Raw genomic sequence first — 18,375 nt, 5'->3', positions numbered from 1 at the left:
CTTACCCCTCCCCGCAAGGGGGAATAGCCGACGTCGCGTTCGATGCGGTTATGCCCGGACGACACCCAAGTCGCCCGCGGTCCGCATTTCCCCACCTGGAGGCAGACATGAAAGCAATCCTGTTCGATGACATCGGCTCGCCCCTGGAAGTGCTCCGCCTCGCCGAGATTCCGGTCCCGGCGATCGGCGACGACCAGGCGCTCGTCAGAATGGTCTCGGCCTCGATCAACCCGGGAGACTTCCTGTTCATCCAGGGCCTCTACCCCGAACCGAAGAAGCCGCACCTGCCGGGGCAGGTCGCGGGAAACCACGGCGCCGGCATCATCGAGAAGGTCGGCGCGCAGGTCGCGCTGAAGCCCGGCACGCTCGTCGCCTTCAGCTATTACGGCACCTGGGCGGACTATGCCGCCGTTCCCGCGGAATGGCTGATCCCGCTGCCGGAGGGCTATCCCGTCGAGCGGGCCGGACAATTGATGAACCCGATCACCGCCTGGGATCTCCTGGCGGAGTCGGGCGTGCAGCCCGGGCAATGGCTGGCGCTCACCGCCGGCTATTCCTCGATCTCGACCATGGTGCTGCAGTTCGCCAGGCGGCGCGGCATCAACGTCATCCCCTTCGTCCGGCGCCTGCACGCCGATCTCGACCTCGGCGATCTCGGGGCGGCCGCGGTCGTCGACCTCTCGAACGCGACGACGGGCGTGAGGGAAACGGTGATGGCGATCACCGGGAATGCCGGCCTTCACGGCGTCATCGACAATGTCGGCGGTCCCGTGACCGGCGAACTGGTCCGCAGCCTCGCCTTCGGCGGACGGCTGGTCATCAACGGCGGCATGAGCGCCGAGCGATTCGCGCTGCACAATTTCGACGTGCTGCTGAGCGGGGCGGAGATCAGGGCCAGCGTCTATCGCTATTTCTTCTCGCCGCCCCGCGACGACGACGGGCCGGTGCTGCGCGAGATCGCCGAACTCTTCCGCCGACCCGATTTCCATGTCCCGGTCGGCGGGGTCCACCCGCTCGAAGATTTCCAACGCGCCGTCGGCGACGCCTGGAACCATCCGAACCTCGGAAAGCAGATGTTCAGGATGTAGATTCGCCCGGGGGGCACCGGGTTTCGAACGGCGCTGCGAACAAGATTTGATCTTGTTTCGTTTCCCCTCTACGAACGCGTCATGGACCGCACAGCCCTGCTCTATCCCGACGGCAAGACGCGCTGCCCCTGGCCGGGGGCCGATCCGCTCTACATCGCCTATCACGACACCGACTGGGGCGTACCGGACTATGGCAGCCGGGCCCTGTTCGAGAAGCTGATCCTCGACGGGTTCCAGGCGGGCTTGTCCTGGATCACCATCCTGCGCAAGCGCGAGCATTTCCGAAACGTGTTCGAGAATTTCGAGGCCGAGCGCATCGTGCGGTTCGGGCCCGACAAGGTCGAGGCGCTGATGCAGGACGGCGGCATCATCCGCAACCGGGCCAAGATCCTCGGCACGATCGAGAGCGCCAAGGTCTATCTCGCCATCGAGGAGCGCGAAGGTTTTTCGCGCTATCTCTGGGATTTCATGGACGGGCGGCCGCTGCAGAACGCCTGGCGCAGCACCGGCGAGGTGCCGGCCGAAACGGCGCTGTCGCAGGCGATCTCGAAAGACCTGAAAGCCAAGGGCTTCAAGTTCTGCGGGCCGACCATCGTCTACGCCTTCATGCAGGCGGTGGGCATGGTCAACGACCACTTGGTCGGCTGCTTCCGCTACGAGGACTGCGCCGCGCTCGGCCGTGCGGGGCATCCGGGCTGATGGCGCGGGCGCCGGCGCCGCCGCGGGCCTGGCAGCGCATGCTGTCCGGCCGCAGGCTCGACCTTCTCGACCCCTCGCCGCTCGACATCGAGATCGAGGACATCGCCCATGGCCTTGCCCGCGTCGCCCGCTGGAACGGCCAGACGCGGGGCGAGGCGATCTTCTCGGTGGCGCAGCACTCGGTGCTGGTCGCCGACATCGCCGACGCCCTGGAGCCGCAGGCCAGCACCGCGACGCGGCTGACCGTGCTGCTGCACGATGCGCCCGAATATGTGATCGGCGACATGATCTCGCCGTTCAAGGCGGTGATCGGCGAGAGCTACAAGAGCGTCGAGGCGCGGCTCCTGGCGGCCATCCGCGTCCGGTTCGGCCTGCCGCCCCAGACCCCGGCCGCGGCCAAGGCGCTGACCAAGAAGGCCGACCATGTCGCCGCCTTCCTGGAGGCGACGGAGCTCGCCGGCTTCGCCCTGGAGGAGGCGCGGCGGTTCTTCGGCGATCCCAGGCCGCTGCCGCAGCCGATCGCGGCGGGGCGGCTCACGGCGCTGCCGGCCGAAGCGGCGCAGGCCGCCTTCCTCGACCGATTCGCAGAGCTGACGTCCTGAGTTCCCCCATGCGCATCCATGTCTGTTCCCTCGCCCGCCTCGAAGCCGTCGTCGCCGAGACCGGCGCCCGGCACCTGGTGACGCTGATCAACGCCGCGACGCCGGTGACGCGACCGGCGTCGATCAGCCCGGCCAACCACCTGTTCCTCGGCATGAACGACATTCCCGAGCCGATGGAGGGCCATGTCGCTCCGGGGGAGGAGCATCTGGAGCAGTTGCTCGCCTTCCTCGCCGGCTGGGACCGGACGAGCCCGCTGGTGGTGCATTGCTGGGCCGGGGTCAGCCGCTCGACGGCGGCGGCCTATGTCGCGGCCTGCGCGCTCGATCCTGCGCGCGACGAGATGGAGGCGGCGCTGGCGCTGCGCCGCGCCTCGCCCACCGCCACGCCCAATCCACGCATCGTGGCGCTGGCCGACGCCAGGCTGAACCGCGGCGGCCGGATGATCGCCGCCATCGCCGCGATCGGGCGCGGCGCGGATTGCCACGAGGGCACGCCCTTCGCCTACGAGGTGTGAGGGCGAAGCTCGACGCCCGATCGTTCCGAACCCGAAACGGGCACCCGGCCCTATTTCGCAGTCTTCAGACCTGATGCAAAGGCCCTGGCGACGGCCAGCTTGTCGGGATCGACGCCGGTGTCGTATCTCAACGAAGCCAAGTGCGCGACCACGCGTTCCGTGGCGACATTGCCGGCCGCGCCCGGCGCATAGGGACACCCGCCCAGCCCGCCGATGGCGCTGTCGACGATGCGGATGCCGTGCCCGAGCGCCACGTCGATATTGGCCAGCGCCTGGCCGGACGTGTCGTGGAAATGGCAGGCGAGCCGTCCGATCGGCACGGCCTCGATCACATCAGCCAGCATGGCGTCGACCCGCTCCGGCGTGCCCCGGCCGATCGTGTCGGCGACGGCGATCTCCGCGCAGCCGATGTCCAGAAGGCGCTCCGCGACGGCGCGCACCATGGCCGGCGCGATCGGCCCTTCATAGGGACAATCGACCGCGCAGGAGACATAACCTCTGACTGGAAGCCGATGCGTCCGCGCCAGGGCCAGCACGGGCCCGAAGCGCTCGATGCTCTCGGCGATGGTGCAATTGGTATTCTCTCGCGCGAAACTCTCCGACGCGCTGGCGAACACCGCCAATTCCTGGGCGCCGGCCGCAATGGCCGCGACCGCGCCCTTCTCGTTGGGAACGAGAGCCGAGAGCGTCAGTCCGGGCCGCCGCCGGGCGCCCCGCATGACCGCATCGTGATCCGCCATCTGCGGCACCCATTTCGGCGAGACGAAGGCCGTCGCCTCGATGCGGGTCAAGCCCGCATCGGCCAGACGCTCGATCAGCGCAAGCTTGTCTTGCGTCGCGATGACGGCCTTCTCGTTCTGCAGGCCGTCACGCGGTCCGACCTCGACAAGGGTGACCGTCCTGTCGTCGTCCATCAGTGCACCGCCGCGTACATGATCTTCTCCTCGCTCGCCTCCTCGATCGACATCTCCTCGATGATACGCCCCTGCTTGGCGACCAGGATACGATCCGATATGGCCAGGATTTCCGGGAGATAGGAAGAGATGACCACCACGGCCGCCCCGGCATCGGCGAGGCCCTGGATCATCGCATGGATCTCGGCGATCGCCCCGACATCCACCCCGCGCGTCGGCTCGTCGAAGATGATCAGGTCCGGACTCTGGATCAGGCTCTTGGCGATCACCACCTTCTGCTGGTTGCCGCCGGAGAGCTCGACGACCTTGGCGCCCTGGCGGATCGTCCGGATGTTGAGCCTCTCGATCCATTCGGACGCGGCCTCACGGGCCTCACCCATGCCGACCACCGACAAGGGGTTGCTTCCCCTCGCGAGCCTGCCCAGGAAGATGTTCTGGGAAATGCCCATGGTGTCGAAGAGGCCGTCGAGCTTGCGGTCCTCGGTGACATAGGCGACGCGCCGCCTCACCGCGCTGCGCGGAACGCTGAAGCGCACGCTCTCGCCGTTCAGCTTGACGCGGCCGCCGTGGAAGAGGTCGCGCTTGAGGACGCCGGCGGCGATCTTCATCATTTCCGTCCGCCCCGCCCCGACCAGGCCGAACATGCCGGTGACCTGGCCGGCGAAGACCGACAGCGTGGCGCTGCGCACCGCCTTGCCCATGGAGACGTTCTCGAGCGCCAGGACCTTGCGGCCGATCGGCCTGGCCTTGCGCGTCCGTGCCGTGCCGTAGAGCTCGTCCTTGAGCTGGCGGCCGACCATGGCCTGGATGATGCGGTCGCGGGTGAAGGTCCGGGTCTCGTCGGTGACGATGAGCTCGCCGTCGCGCAGGATGCTGATGCGGTCGGCGATCGCCAGCGCCTCCTCCAGCGCGTGCGAGATGAAGATGATCGAGGCGCCATCGGCCTTGAGGCGTTCGACCAGCGTGAAGAAATGCTGCTTCTCCTCCGGGGTCAGCGTCGCGGTCGGCTCATCGAAGATGAAGATGCGCGCCCGATGCTGCACGGCCCGGGCAATCTCGACCATCTGCTTCTTGGCGGCGCCGAGCGAGGAGACCAGCGCCGTCGGCTCGACGTGGAAGCTCAGGCGCTGCAGATGCTGCTGGGCCCTGATGTTGACGCCGCGCAGCCGGTTGAAGAAGCTCTCCTCGCCCAGGAAGAGGTTCTGGGCCACCGTCATCGACGGAATGAGGTTGGTCTCCTGGAACACCATGGCGACGCCGCTGGCGAGGGCGTCCGCCGGCGAGGCGAATGTCCGCGCCACGCCCTCCACCAGCATCGCCCCCGACGTCAGGGGGTAGAGGCCGGCGAGCACCTTGGTGAGGGTCGACTTGCCCGCGCCGTTCTCGCCCAGCAGGGCATGGACCTCGCCCTTGCGCAGGGCGAAGTTCACATGGCTGAAGGCGGCGACGCCGCGGAACGACTTGGTCGCGTCCCGGAATTCGACGATGTCGGTCATGTCGGGTCGCCGATCCGAAGCAGCGTGCCGCTGCCGCGGGACGCCGCGTAGAGATGCCCCTCGAATTCGACGATTGAGGCGATGCCGTGCCGTCGGCCGTCGGCGCGGGAATGGAAGCTGGCGACGGGCTGCATGTCCCGGTCGAGCCTGGCGACCAGCCCGTAGGAGCGCGACGGCGCCCAGGGCTTCATGATCCCCATCTGCCGCACGGACCCGGCCTGCAGCGGCTGCTCCTCGTCGCCATCGGCGAAGTCGGGACCGATCCAGGCCTGCGGCGGGATCGTCGCCATCATCTCGCGGCGATAGTCATCCTCGACGAGCACGAATTCCGTCAGCTGGCGGCGCGGGGCGAAGAGCGCCAGCCAGAAGCCGCCGTCCGAAGCCGGGGAGAGCCGGGCGGGATAGGCGGGAAGATCGCCGATCCGCACCTCTTCCGCCGATCCCGCCCGCGCCGGCAGGGACAGAACCCGATGCCGCCAGCTTTCGCTCACCGCGAGAGCGCCATCGGCCATGACGGCCAGGCCGTAGGGAAAGGCGAGGCCTTCCCTGACGATTTCGCACGCTCCTATCGATAGCCGGCAAAGTATTACGGCTCCGGTCGAGCCACGACTCATCAGATCGCGCTTCCAGTCCGACGCGGCATGGACACGGGAGCCGATCGCCAGGCAGAGCTCGTCCTCGCCGCGGAACAGGCCCGCGGTGACGCAGGACGCGCAGTCGGCAGGAAGATCGAAGCGGCGCCACTCGCTCTGATCGAGCAGTTCCACGCCGATGCCTTCGACGCCGACCGCGAGCCGGCCGGCCGGGGATGCGGCGATCATGGTCACGGCGCCGCCGAACGTCCGGACCGGCTCGGCGCGCCCGGCTTTCGGGTCAATGCGGAACACCGTGTCTACGCTGCTGCAATAAAGCGCGCCCGGGCCGGCGGCGAGGTTGTCCAGCCCTGGCAGGCCGAGGATAGCCTCGGTGCTGTCGAGCCGCGCGTTGGGCTTGAACACGCCGTCCATGGCCGGGATGCTGAGGACATCCTCGTCTCCACGGCCGAACAGGCCGGCCAGGCTCGAGAAGAATCCCATCAGTCCTTCCCCCAAGTGTCGCGCCGCGCCGTCCAGTCGGGATCGGCGCCGGGCAGGCGGATGCGGCCGATGCGGTTGTTGGAGACGCCGCCGAGATAGAGATAGCCCCGGTGCTCGCATGTGGACGTGATCGAGGGATGGTTCTCGCCGCCGCGGTCCCACAGCACCTGAAGCACCCTGCCCTCTTCCGAGACCTGCGCGACGCAGCCGCGATTGACGTTCGGAAACAGCCATTCGTCGGACGCGATCCGGCGGGCCATGCGGCGGCGGAAGCCGGGCTTGCGCATGGCGAGATCGAACGTCTTCGTCCGCAGGCCCAGCAGCGCGATCCAATAGGTGCCGTCGGAGCCGCGGTTGATGTTGTCGGGATAGCCGGGAAGGTCGGCGATGAAGATTTCCGTCCGCCCCTTGTTCGGGCCGTCGAACCAGTAGCGCGAGATCCGGCAGGCCCAGGTCTCGGCGAACAGCAGTGACTGGCCGTCGCGGCAGATGGTGATGCCGTTGGGAAAGATCAGGCCGCGCAGCACCGTGCGGGTCTTGCCGGTCGCGGGATCGTGGCAGATCAGCCGGCCATTGCCGCGGCCCTCCAGCGCATCGACCACCCAGTCCGCCATCTCGTAGCGGATCGTCGCCTCGCTGAAGAAGATCCGGCCGTCCGGCGCCACGTCGAGGTCGTCGGGCAGGCGTAGCCTGGAATCATCGATGACCGAGAGCCAGCTGCGGTTGGTCTCGTCGGTGACCTTGGCGACGGTGCCGTCGGGGCCGACCTTGTAGACGCCCATGCCGCCCACGCAAGTCAGGAGATCCCCGTTCGCGGCGAAGCAGAGGCCGAGCGGATGCCCGCCGATCCGGGCGAAGACCTCGTGCCTCCCGTAGTCGGGAGCGAGAAAACGCACGATCGTGCCGTGCCGCGTGCCGGTGTAGAGATGGCCGTCCCGGTCGAGGACGACGTCCTCCGGGCCTTCCACCTCGCCGAGGCCGATCAGCTCGACATCGCCGAGGCGGTCGTTGAGGGCGAAGGTGTCGCCGTGCGCACCGGCCTGCTCGGGCAGGGCGAGGTAGGTCGGCGAGACATAGACCTTGCTCAGGATCTTGCCGCGATTCTTCACCCATTTGGCGTCGAAGAGCACCGCCAGGATCAGGATCAGGCCGAGCAGCAGCTGGTTGACCGAGCCCGGCGTCGACAGGCGGATCAGGCCGTTGGTGAGGATCAGCACCAGGATCGCGCCGATGATGGCGCTGCCGACCGAGCCCCGGCCGCCGCCGAGCGACACGCCGCCCAGCACCACGGCCGTCAGCACCGAGATCTCCAGGCCGATGCCGGTATCGGCGCCGGTGCTGCCGAGGCGTGCCGCGAACAGGAAGGCGGCGACCGCCGTCAGCAGGCCGGACGAGACATAGGCCATGCAGACGGTGCGCTTGACGTCGATGCCGGCATTGTAGGCGGACTTGCGCGCGCCGCCGACCGCCCGCAGGCGCCAGCCGGGCCGCAACCGGGACAGCGTGATATGGAGGGCGACCGCGATGAGGGCGAAGATCAGGAAGGACACGGGCACGCCATGGACGGCGCCGAAACCGAGAAAGTCCCAGCCCGGCGAGTCCGGCGTGCTGCCGACGATGGCGCTCGCCAGGCGGGGAAAGACGATGTCGTAGATGGCGCGGTAGATGACCAGGGTCACCAGGGTGGTGATGAAGGCGCGCAGCCGGAGATAGCCGATCAGGACGCCGTTGATGAGGCCGCAGACGAGGCCGACGCCGAGTGTCATGCCGAGCGCGACGGGAAACGGCAGGGCCAGGACATTCACGCCGGACAGCGCCGCCAGCACGCAGAGCGCGAACACGGATCCGACGGAGAGATCGATGCCGCCCGACAGGAGCACGATGGTGAGAGCGAGAGCGACCAGGCCGAATTCGGCGAGTTGGCGCGAGAGGTCGGCGACATAGGCCGGCTTGAGCAGGCCCGGGATCAGGAACGCCATGACGGCGGCCGTCACCAGGAGGGCGACGACCGGGATCGCGCTGTCGATCCAGCTCTTGGACAGGATCTCTCCGACCAGGCGGCCGGAGAGATACCTATAGCGCCACCGCGTCAGCGCGTTGCTCTCTGCCATGACCCCGCTCGCCTATTTCAGATCGTCGAGCGTCCAACAGTTGCGCTGGTTGACATTGGCCTTGGTGATCAGGGTGAGAGGATTGAAGTACATGGTCTTCACCTCTCCCGCCGGGCTGTCGGACATCAGGAGCCTGGCAATCTCCTGGTTGAGCAGGTCGCCCTGCAGCGGCACGTTGTAGCTGATGTAGAGATTGAACAAGCCTTTCTCGACATTCTCGCAGCCGACCTTGTTGCCGCCGCCGCTGGTGACCAGGAACACTTGGTCGCTCTTGCCGGCTTCCTTGATCGCCGAGGCGGTGCCGGTGTCCTGGTTGTCCCAGATGCCGATCCCCCCGCAGAGGTCTGGATGCTGCTGCAGCACCGTCGCCATGATCGAGCGGGCCTTTTCCGGATTGTATTCGGTCGCCTGCTGCGAAACGACCTGGATGTCGGGATGGGCGCTCAGCACCTTGTAGATACCGTCGAGCTGGAAGACGTCGGAGGCGGCAGTCGGCACGCCGGTGTCGATCGCCACCTTGGTCGAGATGCCCTTGCCCTTGTCGCATTTGCCGACGATGGCCTCGGCCGCCGTCCTGCCGATCTCGGTCCAGTCGGCGCCGACATAGGAGTCGGTCGTCGTGTTCGATTCCAGGTTGATCTGGACGATCTTGATGCCGGCCGCCTGCGCCTGCTTGAGCAGCCGGGCATAGGACTGAATGTCGGGATTGTGGATCACCATCAGGTCGGGCTTTTCGCTGATCAGCGACTGGATCGCCTTGGTGCCGGCGTCGGTGCTCCAGGCGGGATCGCGGATCTCGAAGCTGTAGCCGAGCCGGCTGGCCTGCCGGCGCATCTGCGCCGCCCAACCCTCGGTCAGGTCGAAGCCCATGGACAGCGGCACGAACACCACCTTCTTGTCCTTCAGCGAGGTATGGAACGCCGTGCTGCGCGGGTTTTCCAAGCCCTTGTCCTGGGCCTTGGCGAAGGACAGGCCGGCGGCGAGCACGGCCATGCCGAGCGCCAGTTTCGTCAGACGTGCTTTTTTCATGTTTTTTCCTCCCGGGTTGAACGCAGGCTCTAGAGGTCCCCCTGCTGCGACGTCTGCTCGTCGCGGGGATTGACGAGGGAATCGACGACGATCGCCAGGAGCAGCACCACGCCCTTGACCAGGTTCTGGATCGTGTAGTCGATGTTCAGGATGGTCATGCCGTTGAGCAGGATGCCGACGAAGGCGGTGCCGAGGACGACGTTGCGCACGCTGCCATGGCCGCCATTGAGGCCGATGCCGCCCAGCACGACGACGAGCAGGATGTCGTAAATCATCGTCGAGTTGAAAAGCCGGGCGTTGATCGCCGCTGCCGAGGAGGCAAGGATCAGCCCGGCGATGTAGGCGACGAAGGCGCTGATCGCATATTGGGCGACCGTCATCGGCCGGAACGGGATGCCGGTGACGCGGGCCGCGCCCGGATTGCTGCCCATGGCGTAGATCATCCAGCCGAAGCGGGTGCTCCGCAGCACGAACTGGAACAGGCCGCACAGCACGGCGAAAGCGACGACGGTGATGGGAATGCCGAAGAGGCTGCCTTGTCCGATGACGCTGAACCAGTCGGTGTCCGGCGGCACGTTCTGCATCTCCAGGGTGAAGAAGAACGTCCGGCCGGTGCCGTAGATCACCGAGCCCGCTGCAAGGGTGGCGAAGATCGGCGGCACGTCGCCGAAGGCGATCAATGCGCCGATGAGCATGCCGGCGATGAGCGCGAAACCGGCGCCGATCAGCAGGGCGAGTGCGAAGGGATAGCCGGCGCGGGTGATGACGAAGGCCCAGGACACCGACACGACCATGATGGCGATCATGGAAACGTCGATGCCGCGGGCGATGACGACGAGCGCCATGCCGAGCGCCAGGATGCCGAGGATGGAGACGCTCCGCACCAGCACCAGGAGATTGCCGGGGCTGAGAAATCCCGGGAGCAGCACGGAGAAGATGAGGAAGGCGAGGATGGCTAGCGCCAGCACGATGCCTTCCTGGCTGCGCAGCATCCGGAGATGGAACGGCCTGGGGATGTCCTCGGCGGCGGGCGCGCTCATCGTCTCAGCCCTTGCCGCCGCGCAGGGCTTCGAGCATCTCCTTGGCCCGGTCGACGCGGACATCGTGGTCGGCCGCCAGCGCGCCGGCGACCGTCTCGATCTCATCTCCGGCGGCGCCGGCGACGATGGCGATGTTGCGCGCGTGCAGCGCCATGTGGCCCTTCTGGATGCCTTCGGTCGCGAGCGCCCGCAGGGCGGCCATGTTCTGGGCCAGCCCGACGGCGACGGCGACCTCGGCCAGTTCCTGGGCGCTCTGGACACCCAGGATCTTGAGGGCGGCGCGCGCGGCCGGATGGGTCTTGGTGGCGCCGCCGACCAGCCCCAGCGCCATCGGCATTTCCAGCGTGCCGACGAGATGGCCCTTCCCGTCGATCTCCCAGTTCGACAGCGCGGTATACCGGCCGGACCGGGCTGCCCAGACATGCGCGCCGGCCTCGATCGCGCGCCAGTCATTGCCGGTCGCCACCACGATCGGATCGATGCCGTTCATGATGCCCTTGTTGTGGGTCGCCGCCCGGTAGGGATCGACGATGGCGAAGGCGCAGGCCTCGACGATGCCGCGCGCGATGCGCTCGCCGGCATAATCCTCGGTCTTCAGCGCCTCGGGCGGGACGGTCACCGCCGCGCGGGCGAGGCGCAGGTCGGCGTAGTTCGACAGGATCCGCAGCCGGACGACGCCGCCGGTGATCCGCTCGATGATCGGCGCCACGGTCTCGGCCATGGTGTTGACCGTGTTCGCGCCCATCGCGTCGCGCACGTCGACGATGAGATGGACGGCGAGCATGGGGCCGACGGGCGTGCGGTCGAAGACATGCACCTCGATGCCGCGGCAGCCGCCGCCGAGCGAGATCAGCACCTTGTCCCTGGCATTGGCGGCGGCGATGATCGCGTCCTGGTCCTTCAGGACGCGAGCACGGGCGCCGTGGGGATCGGCGACATCGAGCACCTGCACCTGCGCCCGCATGATCGGCGCGCTGCTCGAGGTCTGGAAGCCGCCATGGGCTCGGGCGATGCGGGCCATGTAGGAGGCGGCCGCCACGACCGAGGGCTCCTCGACCGCCATCGGGATCAGGTAGTCGCGGCCGTTGATGGTGAAATTGGTGGCGATGCCCAGCGGCAGCTCGAACGTGCCGATGACGTTCTCGATCATGCCGTTGGCGAGCGCGAGCGGCAGCCCGCCGCGGCCGAGAGCCTCCAGCTCGCCGTCACCGAGAGCGACGGCCTCAGCGACCTTCCCGAGCCGTTCGGCGGGGACGAGATTGCGCAGGTTCTCCAGCCGCGAATTGATCGCAGGTCGCGCTGCGCCCTGCGAAGTGATCGCCGGGCGCGCTGCACCCGTCTCCGAGCCGCTCAAGGCCGTCCTCCCCATGCATTTTCCTCTTGCCGCAGAGATGACCGCTTCAGTACCCTTCTGCAAAGGTACAATTTTCAGATATTGTCTGAAACTGTACCCCTGAAGCGTTTTGCGATTTGGCGGAATCGCCAAGACTCGCAAAGACGCGTCGAGACCAGGAATGAGAGCAAAGCAGCGTTTCGGCCCAAACGCGCTTTGCTCCAGGGAGGGCCAATGGCAGCCGGTGGCGAACGGAGCGCGCAGCCTGCGACCCTGGTGGACGGCGTCGTCCGCAAGCTGCAGGGCGAGATCGCCGGCGGCGCACTGTCGCCGGGCAGCCGTCTCCTGTCGATCCGCAGGGCCGCGGCGGAGCTCGGCGTGTCCAAGAACACCATCGTCGAGGCCTATGACCGGCTGGTGGCCTCGGGCCATATCGCGGCGAGAGCCGGGTCGGGCTTCGTCGTGGCCGCCGCCGCGGACGCCGCCGCCAGTTCCAGGCCGAAGCACGTCGCGGAGGCGGTCGACGTCGCCTCGCTTCTCGGCGCCCAGCTCGAGCAGAGCTTCCAGATCCGCGTCGGCGACGGCCGGCCGCCGCCGTCATGGACGGAGCAATCCGAGATCCGGCGTCATCTCGGCGCCCCTGGCGGCGCCCTGTCGGCGGACGCCGATGCCTATGGCTCGGCCCTCGGCTTCCTGCCGCTAAGGCAGCAGCTGGCGCGGCGTCTCGCCGACCAGCAGATCCAGGCCGGGCAAGACAACATCCTTCTGACCTTCGGGGCGAACCACGCGCTGGACCTGATCATCCGCGCCATGCTGTCGCCCGGCGACACCGTGCTCGTGGACGAGCCCGGCTACTATCCCCTGTTCGCCAAGCTGACCCTGGCGCAGGTCCGGATGGTCGGCGTCACCCGCACGCCGGACGGACCGAGCCCGGAGGACCTGGCGGCCAAGGCGGCCGGCGAACGGCCAAAGCTGTTCTTCACGCAGTCCCTCGGCCACAACCCGACCGGCGGCTCGGTGACGCTGCCGGTGGCGCATGCGATCCTGACGATCGCCAACCGGCATGGCCTGGTGCTGGTCGAGGACGATCCTTTCGTCGACCTGCCGATCGCCTCCGGCAACAGGCTGGCGACGCTCGACCAGTTGAGCAACGTCATTTCGATCGGCACGTTCTCCAAGACCCTGTCGGCGAGCCTGCGGTCCGGCTTCATCGCCACGCGCGCGGACAGGATTGCGGCCCTCGCCGAGCTCAAAATGCTGACGACGGTCAACAGCTCCGGCTATGTCGAGCGGCTGCTGCACCACCTGCTCGCGGGCGGGCATTACGACCGGCACCTGAAGCGCCTGGGCCAGCGGATCGAGACGGCATCGGGCCGCGTGCAATCGAAGCTGCGGCAGGCCGGCCATCGAATCTTCAGCGACAGCGTCGGCGGATATTACCTCTATCTCCAGCTTCCGCCGGGCGCCGACGATATCGCGCTTGCCCGGGACGGCGCCCGGGAGAGCATCTTCATCGCCCCCGGCAGCGTGTTCTGCGTCGACAAGACCCATCCGCTTGCCAGGGGCATCCGGATCAATGTGTCCCGGGCGGACGACCCGCGATTCTACGATTTTCTCCAGCGCAAGCTGACATAGGTTTCGAGATTGACGACGGCCCTGCGCCGATGCGCACTCAACCCGGGTGGACGAGCAGCCAGATCCCGGCCGCAGCGATCAGGGCGCCGGAGATGCGCGGGATCAGCTGGCCGGCCGGGACGAGCTTCTCCAGCAGGATGAGGATTGTCAGGCCGGCGATCCACAGCACGTTCATGATGCCGCCGACGAAGAGCAGGCCCATCAGGGCGAAGCAGCAGCCGAGGCAATAAGCTCCGTGCAGCATGCCGAGGCGGAGCGCGCCGAGCGGCGCGGCGCGGAAGCCGCCATGCGCCATCAGGAAGCCGAGCGGTGACTGGCAGGCTCTGAGGCAGGTCTGCTTGAGCGGCGTCCATTGATAGAGCCCGACCGCGACGAGAACGGCGGCGCCCAGGAGCGTGCTTGCCGCCGCCATGCCCGGGGTGAGCAGCGCAAGGGCCGTCAAGGCCCATTGGGCGCCGGTCGCCAGCGCGCTGAAGCCGATCCAGACGACGATATAGCCGGCAAAGAACCAGCCAGTCGAGGCGAAGGGCCTGCCGCTCTGTGCCGCCTTGCGGCCGACGCCGGCATAGAGCAGGACCATGGGCGCCACCGAGGGCGTCATCATGCCGACCATCATCACCGACCACATGGCGAACATGACGGCGAAATCGACCGGCGCCCATATCCGGAAGGCCGGCGCGACTGCGGCGGCCATTCCACCGGCGCCCCCGCCCGCCGGGCCCATGTCCATGCCCGCCATGTCCATGCCCGCCATGTCGCCGGACATGGCGGCACCGGCCGCAGGCATCGCCATATGGGCGGACAGCCAGAAGAGATAGGCCCAGGCGAGGAGCGTCAGTCCCGCCAGCGCCGCGGCGACCACGACGCGGTCGCGCTTCAGCAACGCGGCGATCGCGGTGTCGGCCGCGGGCATCAGCGGATGATGCCGTCCTGGCACAGATGCAGATCGGCGAACTGGCCGTAGGAATCGGCGAGCTCGAGCGCGATCGGCCCCTGCGTCTTCGACCAGCCGCGCCCCATCTCGGCGCGCGTGTATTCGAAACCGCCATCGAGCACGATGGCGCCGCGATACTCCGCGCCGGTCACCGGGTTGACGATCGGTTCGCCGCGCTGGTCGATATAGCCGGCCACCTTCAGCCGCGCCCGCCGTGCCTTGACGTCGACCTCGAAGTCGATGTCGGTGAAGACCGGGTCATGGACCTTGCTCAGCATCGAGGCGAAGACGTTGAACATGGTCGCGCCCGGCTTGGTGTCCTGCCCGCTCATGATGCGCAGGATGGCGCCCCGCTGGGCGTCGTCGGCCCGCTGGTCGACGATCGGGAAGGCCTGGCCGTTGCCGAGATGGATCGGCCCGGGCCAGGAAAACACGCCGGCGATGCGCAGGCCATCGAGGCTGGTGTCGCCGTGATGGCCGGTGTCGATCTGCATGCCGACCACGGCTGAGCAATGGCCGTGAGTCGGCAACGCATTGAACTGGCAGGGACAACCGTAGGCGCAATTGCAATTGGCGAATTCGCGGCCGTGAAGAGTCCACTGGATGTCGACCATGGCAAGCCCCCGAAGGTGGCCGGCGCTCGAACGAGACGGGAGCGTCGGCGGAGACGCGTGCCGCTAGGTTAGCACAGTCGGCGGCGCTTGACGACAGAGCCGTCGCTCGCTCGGCCATGGTGCCGACGACCGTCGAGCCCTGCCACGCGGGAAGAGGCGCCGCGCCGTCAGGGCTGGCCGTTGGTCTTGTTGCGCAGGTTGTCGAAGACCCGCACCGGCCAGGAGGACGCCTCCGGCAGATGGGCGAGCACGTCGGCGGTGAGCTGGGAGGCGGGCACCGTGTCCCAGGAAGCGCGCACGACCGGCGCCAGCTGGACGCAGATGCCGATGATGTAGACCACGACGACAAGCAACAAGAGCCTGCTCATGAGGGTCTCCCCTTGGCAGTCGTGGCACACGGCCCCGCCCTGCGACCTCGGTTATACGCTCAAACCCCGCCTTGCGTCATGCGTTCCCTCCCGGCTCACGCCGGGCCGCCCTCTCCGCCCGCGGTGCTGCGCCGGCCGGCGCCGAACAGCAGGCGCTGGTAGACCAGCCCGATGCCGATCAGCACCGCGCCGAGCCCGATGAAGGAGAGCGCCCGCCAGACGCCCTCGAGCGCGTCCATGTCGATCAGGAAGACCTTGGCCACCGTCAGCAGGATGACCAGCGCCGAGCCGAGCCGCGCACCCCGCCAGTTGAAGACGAGGCCGGCCGCCAGCAGCATGATGCCGAACACCAGCCACACGGCGGAATAGGCGTAGGATTCCGCATTGGAGATCGAAGCGAAGCTCATGTCGGGGCCGCTGACCGCCACCCGGGTCTCGAAGGTGACATAGAGGAAGGCGAGGACGAGGCCGGTCGCGCCCAGGACGACGGCGAGCGGATGGGCGAGGGGCCGGGTCCGGTCGGCGGCAGCGCCCTCGCCGCCGGCGATGCGCCGCCACATCCGCGCGGCGAGCACGGCCAGCACCGCCGGGAAGGCGTAGCCGAGCAGCAGCGTGTTGACGAGGATGCCGCCGACGACATCCTCGCCCCGTATGGCCGGGTTGAGCGCCAGGACCGGGCCGACCACGGCCAGGGCCACGGCGCCGAGCGCCGCCAGCGGCGCGACGAAGCGGTGGACCGGGCTCGTGGTGGTGAGCGCGCCGCGGGCGAAGCCGAGCGCCATGCCGAAGGCGAGCGCCGTGTCGAGGCCGCCTTCCATCAGCCCCAGCGGGGCGGCCAGCGCCGCCTCCGGCCCCACCACCACGAGGCGGATGGCGAGCGCCGCCGCCGTGGTGCCGAGCACGATGGCGGCCCCCTCCAGGATGGCGGCCGGCGTGTCCGTGGCCTGGCGGCGCAGCAGCCGGCCGCCGAAGCCGAGGGCGAGGGCCGGTACGGCATAGCGCAGGGCGATGTCGCTCCAGTCCGGGAAGGTGGTCATCGCCTCGCCGATCACGGTCCAGGCGCCGCCGATGCGCGCCAGCACCAGCACGGCCAGCGCCGCCGCGCTCCAGCGCAGGGCGGCGAGCGGACGCTGTGCCGCGACCCAGGCGGTGCCGAGGCTTGCGAGCGCGAAGGCGAGCGTCAGCGGCGAGCCCTCCAGCGTCATGGCCAGGGCCAGCGCCAGGGCGGCGGTGGCGCCGGCGGCGTGCAACGAGGCGGCGGCGTCCGAGCCGGGCGCCGCCGGCCGCATCAGCCGGTCGGTGGTGCCGGCCAGCACCGCCGCGGCGGCGAGCGCCACCAGGCCGTAGGGGATGCTCTGCGCAAAGCCGGTGGCACGGACATAGGCGCAGGCGAGGATCAGGAGCGGACCGGCGACGCCGGCGAGCGCCAGGGCGATCGCCGGGCGCAGCGGCACCGCGCGCCGGAACAGGGCGGCCGTGGTGGCGGCGAACAGCGCGAGGCCGGCCACGGCCGCGGTGGCGAGATAGGCGGCGAGCGCGTCCGGGATCAGCGGCGGCGACACCAGGCGGTGCGGCACGATGGTGATAGGCTCCGCCGCGACCTGCTCGGCCACCGGCCATGTCAGCACCAGGCCGACGGCGAGCAGCGCGGCGATGCCGGCGGCGGGCGTGACGCCGTCGAAGGCGAGCGCCGAGGCCAGCAGGGCCGCGGCGACGACCAGCGCCGTGCCGAGGCCGAGCCCGGCGAAATGCCCGGCATGGGCGAGGACCAGGGCCAGGGCCGCGAGTCCGGCAAGGGCGGTGAGGGCGACGCCATCAAAACCGGAGAAGCCGGTGTGGCCACGGTGCGGCTGCACCACCAGGAGGCCGACGATCAGCCCTCCCAGCGCCAGGACGTAGGCCGCGGCCGGCGTGACATCGCCGCCGGCGAGCGAGCCGTCGGCCGTGGCGCCGAGGATGGCGAGGCCCCAGCCGAGCGCGGCAAGGATGGCGGTGACCGCCAGCCAGCGCCAGAGCCGGAGGCGCGCCAGGGCGAAGGCGGCGGCCGTGACCACGGCGAGATAGATGACGAGGGCCCAGGGGTCGGGCGTCCGCGAGGAGACCAGCAGCGGCGTCGCATAGGCGCCGACCAGGCCGAGCCCGGCGAGCCAGGGCCCGTGCAGGGCCGCGGCGGCCATGGTGAGCAGCGCCACCAGGCCGAGCGCTGCGAAGGCGGCGCCGGGGCCGATCAGGCCGTAGAGGGCATGGGCGGCATAGACGGTGGCGAACAGCGCCGCCGTGCCGGCCGCGGTGACCACGCCGGGGATGTAGACCGCGCGGCCGGCCTCGGCGGCGGGCGCGGGCCGGCGCCGCAGCCATTCGCCGACGGCGATCAGGACGAGCGAGAACAAGAGGCCGAGGGTGATGCGGGCCTCGGGGCCGAGCAGGCCGGCCTCGATCGAATATTGCACCAGGAAGATGCCGCCGAAGGCCAGCGCCAGGCCGCCGACCCAGACCGCCCAGCGCGCCCCGAGCCGCTCCTCCAGGCTGGGCCGCGGCAGGCCCGGTGGCCTGGCCGCCGGCGGGGGCGGCAGCACGGGCTCGCCGGCGAAGACCGGCGCCTCGGGCGGAGATTCGGCGACGGCCGGCTCGGCCGGCGCAGGCTCCGGCTCCGGCTCCGGCGCCGGAACCTCAGGCTCGGCTTGCCGAGGCAGCGGCATCTCGGGCGCCTCGGGCGGTGCGGCAGCCGCCGCGGGCGCTCCGGCGGCGCGCTGCCGAAGCTCGTGCTGCAGCTCGGCCAGGCGATGTTCCAGGACGCCCACGCGCCCGCGCAGGCCGAGCGCCATGATGAAGGCCGAGATCGCCAGGATCGGCAGGCCCAGCACCACGATGGCGCCGAGGATGATCCAGCCCGCTAAGTCGTCCATCGCGCTCCGGTCCCG

At 69.1% G+C, this 18,375-nt stretch carries 16 protein-coding genes; 5 read left to right on the top strand and 11 right to left on the bottom strand.

Annotated features, from left to right (window positions below; all coding sequences use genetic code 11):
• Window positions 1-107: 107 nt before the first annotated feature.
• The 4 genes from QO011_RS17705 to QO011_RS17690 all read left to right on the top strand — a co-directional run bounded on the left by QO011_RS17705 (window position 108) and on the right by QO011_RS17690 (window position 2,904).
• Complete coding sequence (locus QO011_RS17705; RefSeq protein WP_307274594.1) at window positions 108-1,088, top strand: quinone oxidoreductase family protein; 981 nt, start codon at window positions 108-110, stop codon at window positions 1,086-1,088.
• Between the two features lie 81 nt (window positions 1,089-1,169).
• Complete coding sequence (locus QO011_RS17700) at window positions 1,170-1,787, top strand: DNA-3-methyladenine glycosylase I (protein ID WP_307274592.1); 618 nt, start codon at window positions 1,170-1,172, stop codon at window positions 1,785-1,787.
• On the top strand, window positions 1,787-2,389 hold the full coding sequence (locus QO011_RS17695; protein ID WP_307274590.1) for a YfbR-like 5'-deoxynucleotidase: 603 nt from the start codon (window positions 1,787-1,789) through the stop codon (window positions 2,387-2,389). Before QO011_RS17700 ends, QO011_RS17695 begins: the two co-directional genes overlap by 1 nt.
• 8 nt (window positions 2,390-2,397) lie before the next feature.
• The gene (locus QO011_RS17690; protein WP_307274588.1) at window positions 2,398-2,904 is read left to right on the top strand and encodes a tyrosine phosphatase family protein; all 507 of its coding nucleotides are present in this window, start codon (window positions 2,398-2,400) and stop codon (window positions 2,902-2,904) included.
• A 50-nt stretch (window positions 2,905-2,954) separates the two neighbouring features.
• Here the strand turns inward: QO011_RS17690 and QO011_RS17685 are convergent, their stop codons facing one another.
• The 7 genes from QO011_RS17685 to QO011_RS17655 all read right to left on the bottom strand — a co-directional run bounded on the left by QO011_RS17685 (window position 2,955) and on the right by QO011_RS17655 (window position 11,924).
• The gene (locus QO011_RS17685) at window positions 2,955-3,818 is read right to left on the bottom strand and encodes a hydroxymethylglutaryl-CoA lyase (RefSeq protein WP_307274585.1); all 864 of its coding nucleotides are present in this window, start codon (window positions 3,816-3,818) and stop codon (window positions 2,955-2,957) included.
• Complete coding sequence (locus tag QO011_RS17680; protein ID WP_307274584.1) at window positions 3,818-5,314, bottom strand: sugar ABC transporter ATP-binding protein; 1,497 nt, start codon at window positions 5,312-5,314, stop codon at window positions 3,818-3,820. Before QO011_RS17680 ends, QO011_RS17685 begins: the two co-directional genes overlap by 1 nt.
• The gene (locus QO011_RS17675; protein ID WP_307274581.1) at window positions 5,311-6,321 is read right to left on the bottom strand and encodes an NHL repeat-containing protein; all 1,011 of its coding nucleotides are present in this window, start codon (window positions 6,319-6,321) and stop codon (window positions 5,311-5,313) included. Before QO011_RS17675 ends, QO011_RS17680 begins: the two co-directional genes overlap by 4 nt.
• 68 nt (window positions 6,322-6,389) lie before the next feature.
• Complete coding sequence (locus tag QO011_RS17670; RefSeq protein WP_307274579.1) at window positions 6,390-8,501, bottom strand: ABC transporter permease; 2,112 nt, start codon at window positions 8,499-8,501, stop codon at window positions 6,390-6,392.
• A 12-nt stretch (window positions 8,502-8,513) separates the two neighbouring features.
• Window positions 8,514-9,530, bottom strand: coding sequence for a sugar ABC transporter substrate-binding protein (locus QO011_RS17665; protein WP_307274577.1), 1,017 nt, complete (start codon window positions 9,528-9,530; stop codon window positions 8,514-8,516).
• A gap of 29 nt (window positions 9,531-9,559) precedes the next feature.
• The gene (locus tag QO011_RS17660; protein WP_307274575.1) at window positions 9,560-10,570 is read right to left on the bottom strand and encodes an ABC transporter permease; all 1,011 of its coding nucleotides are present in this window, start codon (window positions 10,568-10,570) and stop codon (window positions 9,560-9,562) included.
• A gap of 4 nt (window positions 10,571-10,574) precedes the next feature.
• Window positions 10,575-11,924, bottom strand: coding sequence for a hydroxymethylglutaryl-CoA reductase, degradative (locus tag QO011_RS17655; protein WP_307274573.1), 1,350 nt, complete (start codon window positions 11,922-11,924; stop codon window positions 10,575-10,577).
• 213 nt (window positions 11,925-12,137) lie between these two features.
• Here QO011_RS17655 and QO011_RS17650 point away from each other — a divergent pair, with 213 nt between their 5' ends.
• A complete protein-coding gene (locus QO011_RS17650) occupies window positions 12,138-13,538 on the top strand; it encodes an aminotransferase-like domain-containing protein (protein ID WP_307274571.1) in 1,401 nt (466 codons plus the stop codon).
• Window positions 13,539-13,575: 37 nt separating this feature from the next.
• On the opposite strand, the gene QO011_RS17645 is transcribed toward QO011_RS17650, so the two are convergent.
• The 4 genes from QO011_RS17645 to QO011_RS17630 form a co-directional block, all read right to left on the bottom strand.
• Window positions 13,576-14,451, bottom strand: a complete 876-nt coding sequence (locus QO011_RS17645) for a DUF2182 domain-containing protein (RefSeq protein WP_307274570.1) — start codon at window positions 14,449-14,451, stop codon at window positions 13,576-13,578.
• On the bottom strand, window positions 14,451-15,086 hold the full coding sequence (locus tag QO011_RS17640) for a DUF1326 domain-containing protein (protein ID WP_307274568.1): 636 nt from the start codon (window positions 15,084-15,086) through the stop codon (window positions 14,451-14,453). Before QO011_RS17640 ends, QO011_RS17645 begins: the two co-directional genes overlap by 1 nt.
• A gap of 167 nt (window positions 15,087-15,253) precedes the next feature.
• Window positions 15,254-15,454 (bottom strand): hypothetical protein, encoded by a 201-nt coding sequence (locus tag QO011_RS17635; protein ID WP_307274566.1) that lies wholly within the window; start codon window positions 15,452-15,454, stop codon window positions 15,254-15,256.
• A gap of 95 nt (window positions 15,455-15,549) precedes the next feature.
• On the bottom strand, window positions 15,550-18,360 hold the full coding sequence (locus tag QO011_RS17630) for a DUF2339 domain-containing protein (protein ID WP_307274564.1): 2,811 nt from the start codon (window positions 18,358-18,360) through the stop codon (window positions 15,550-15,552).
• Between the last annotated feature and the right edge of the window lie 15 nt (window positions 18,361-18,375).

The organism is Labrys wisconsinensis (assembly GCF_030814995.1).
Lineage (GTDB): Bacteria > Pseudomonadota > Alphaproteobacteria > Rhizobiales > Labraceae > Labrys > Labrys wisconsinensis.
The sequence above is the reverse complement of the archived record's forward strand: the minus strand, read 5'-3'. Positions and strand labels throughout refer to the sequence as shown.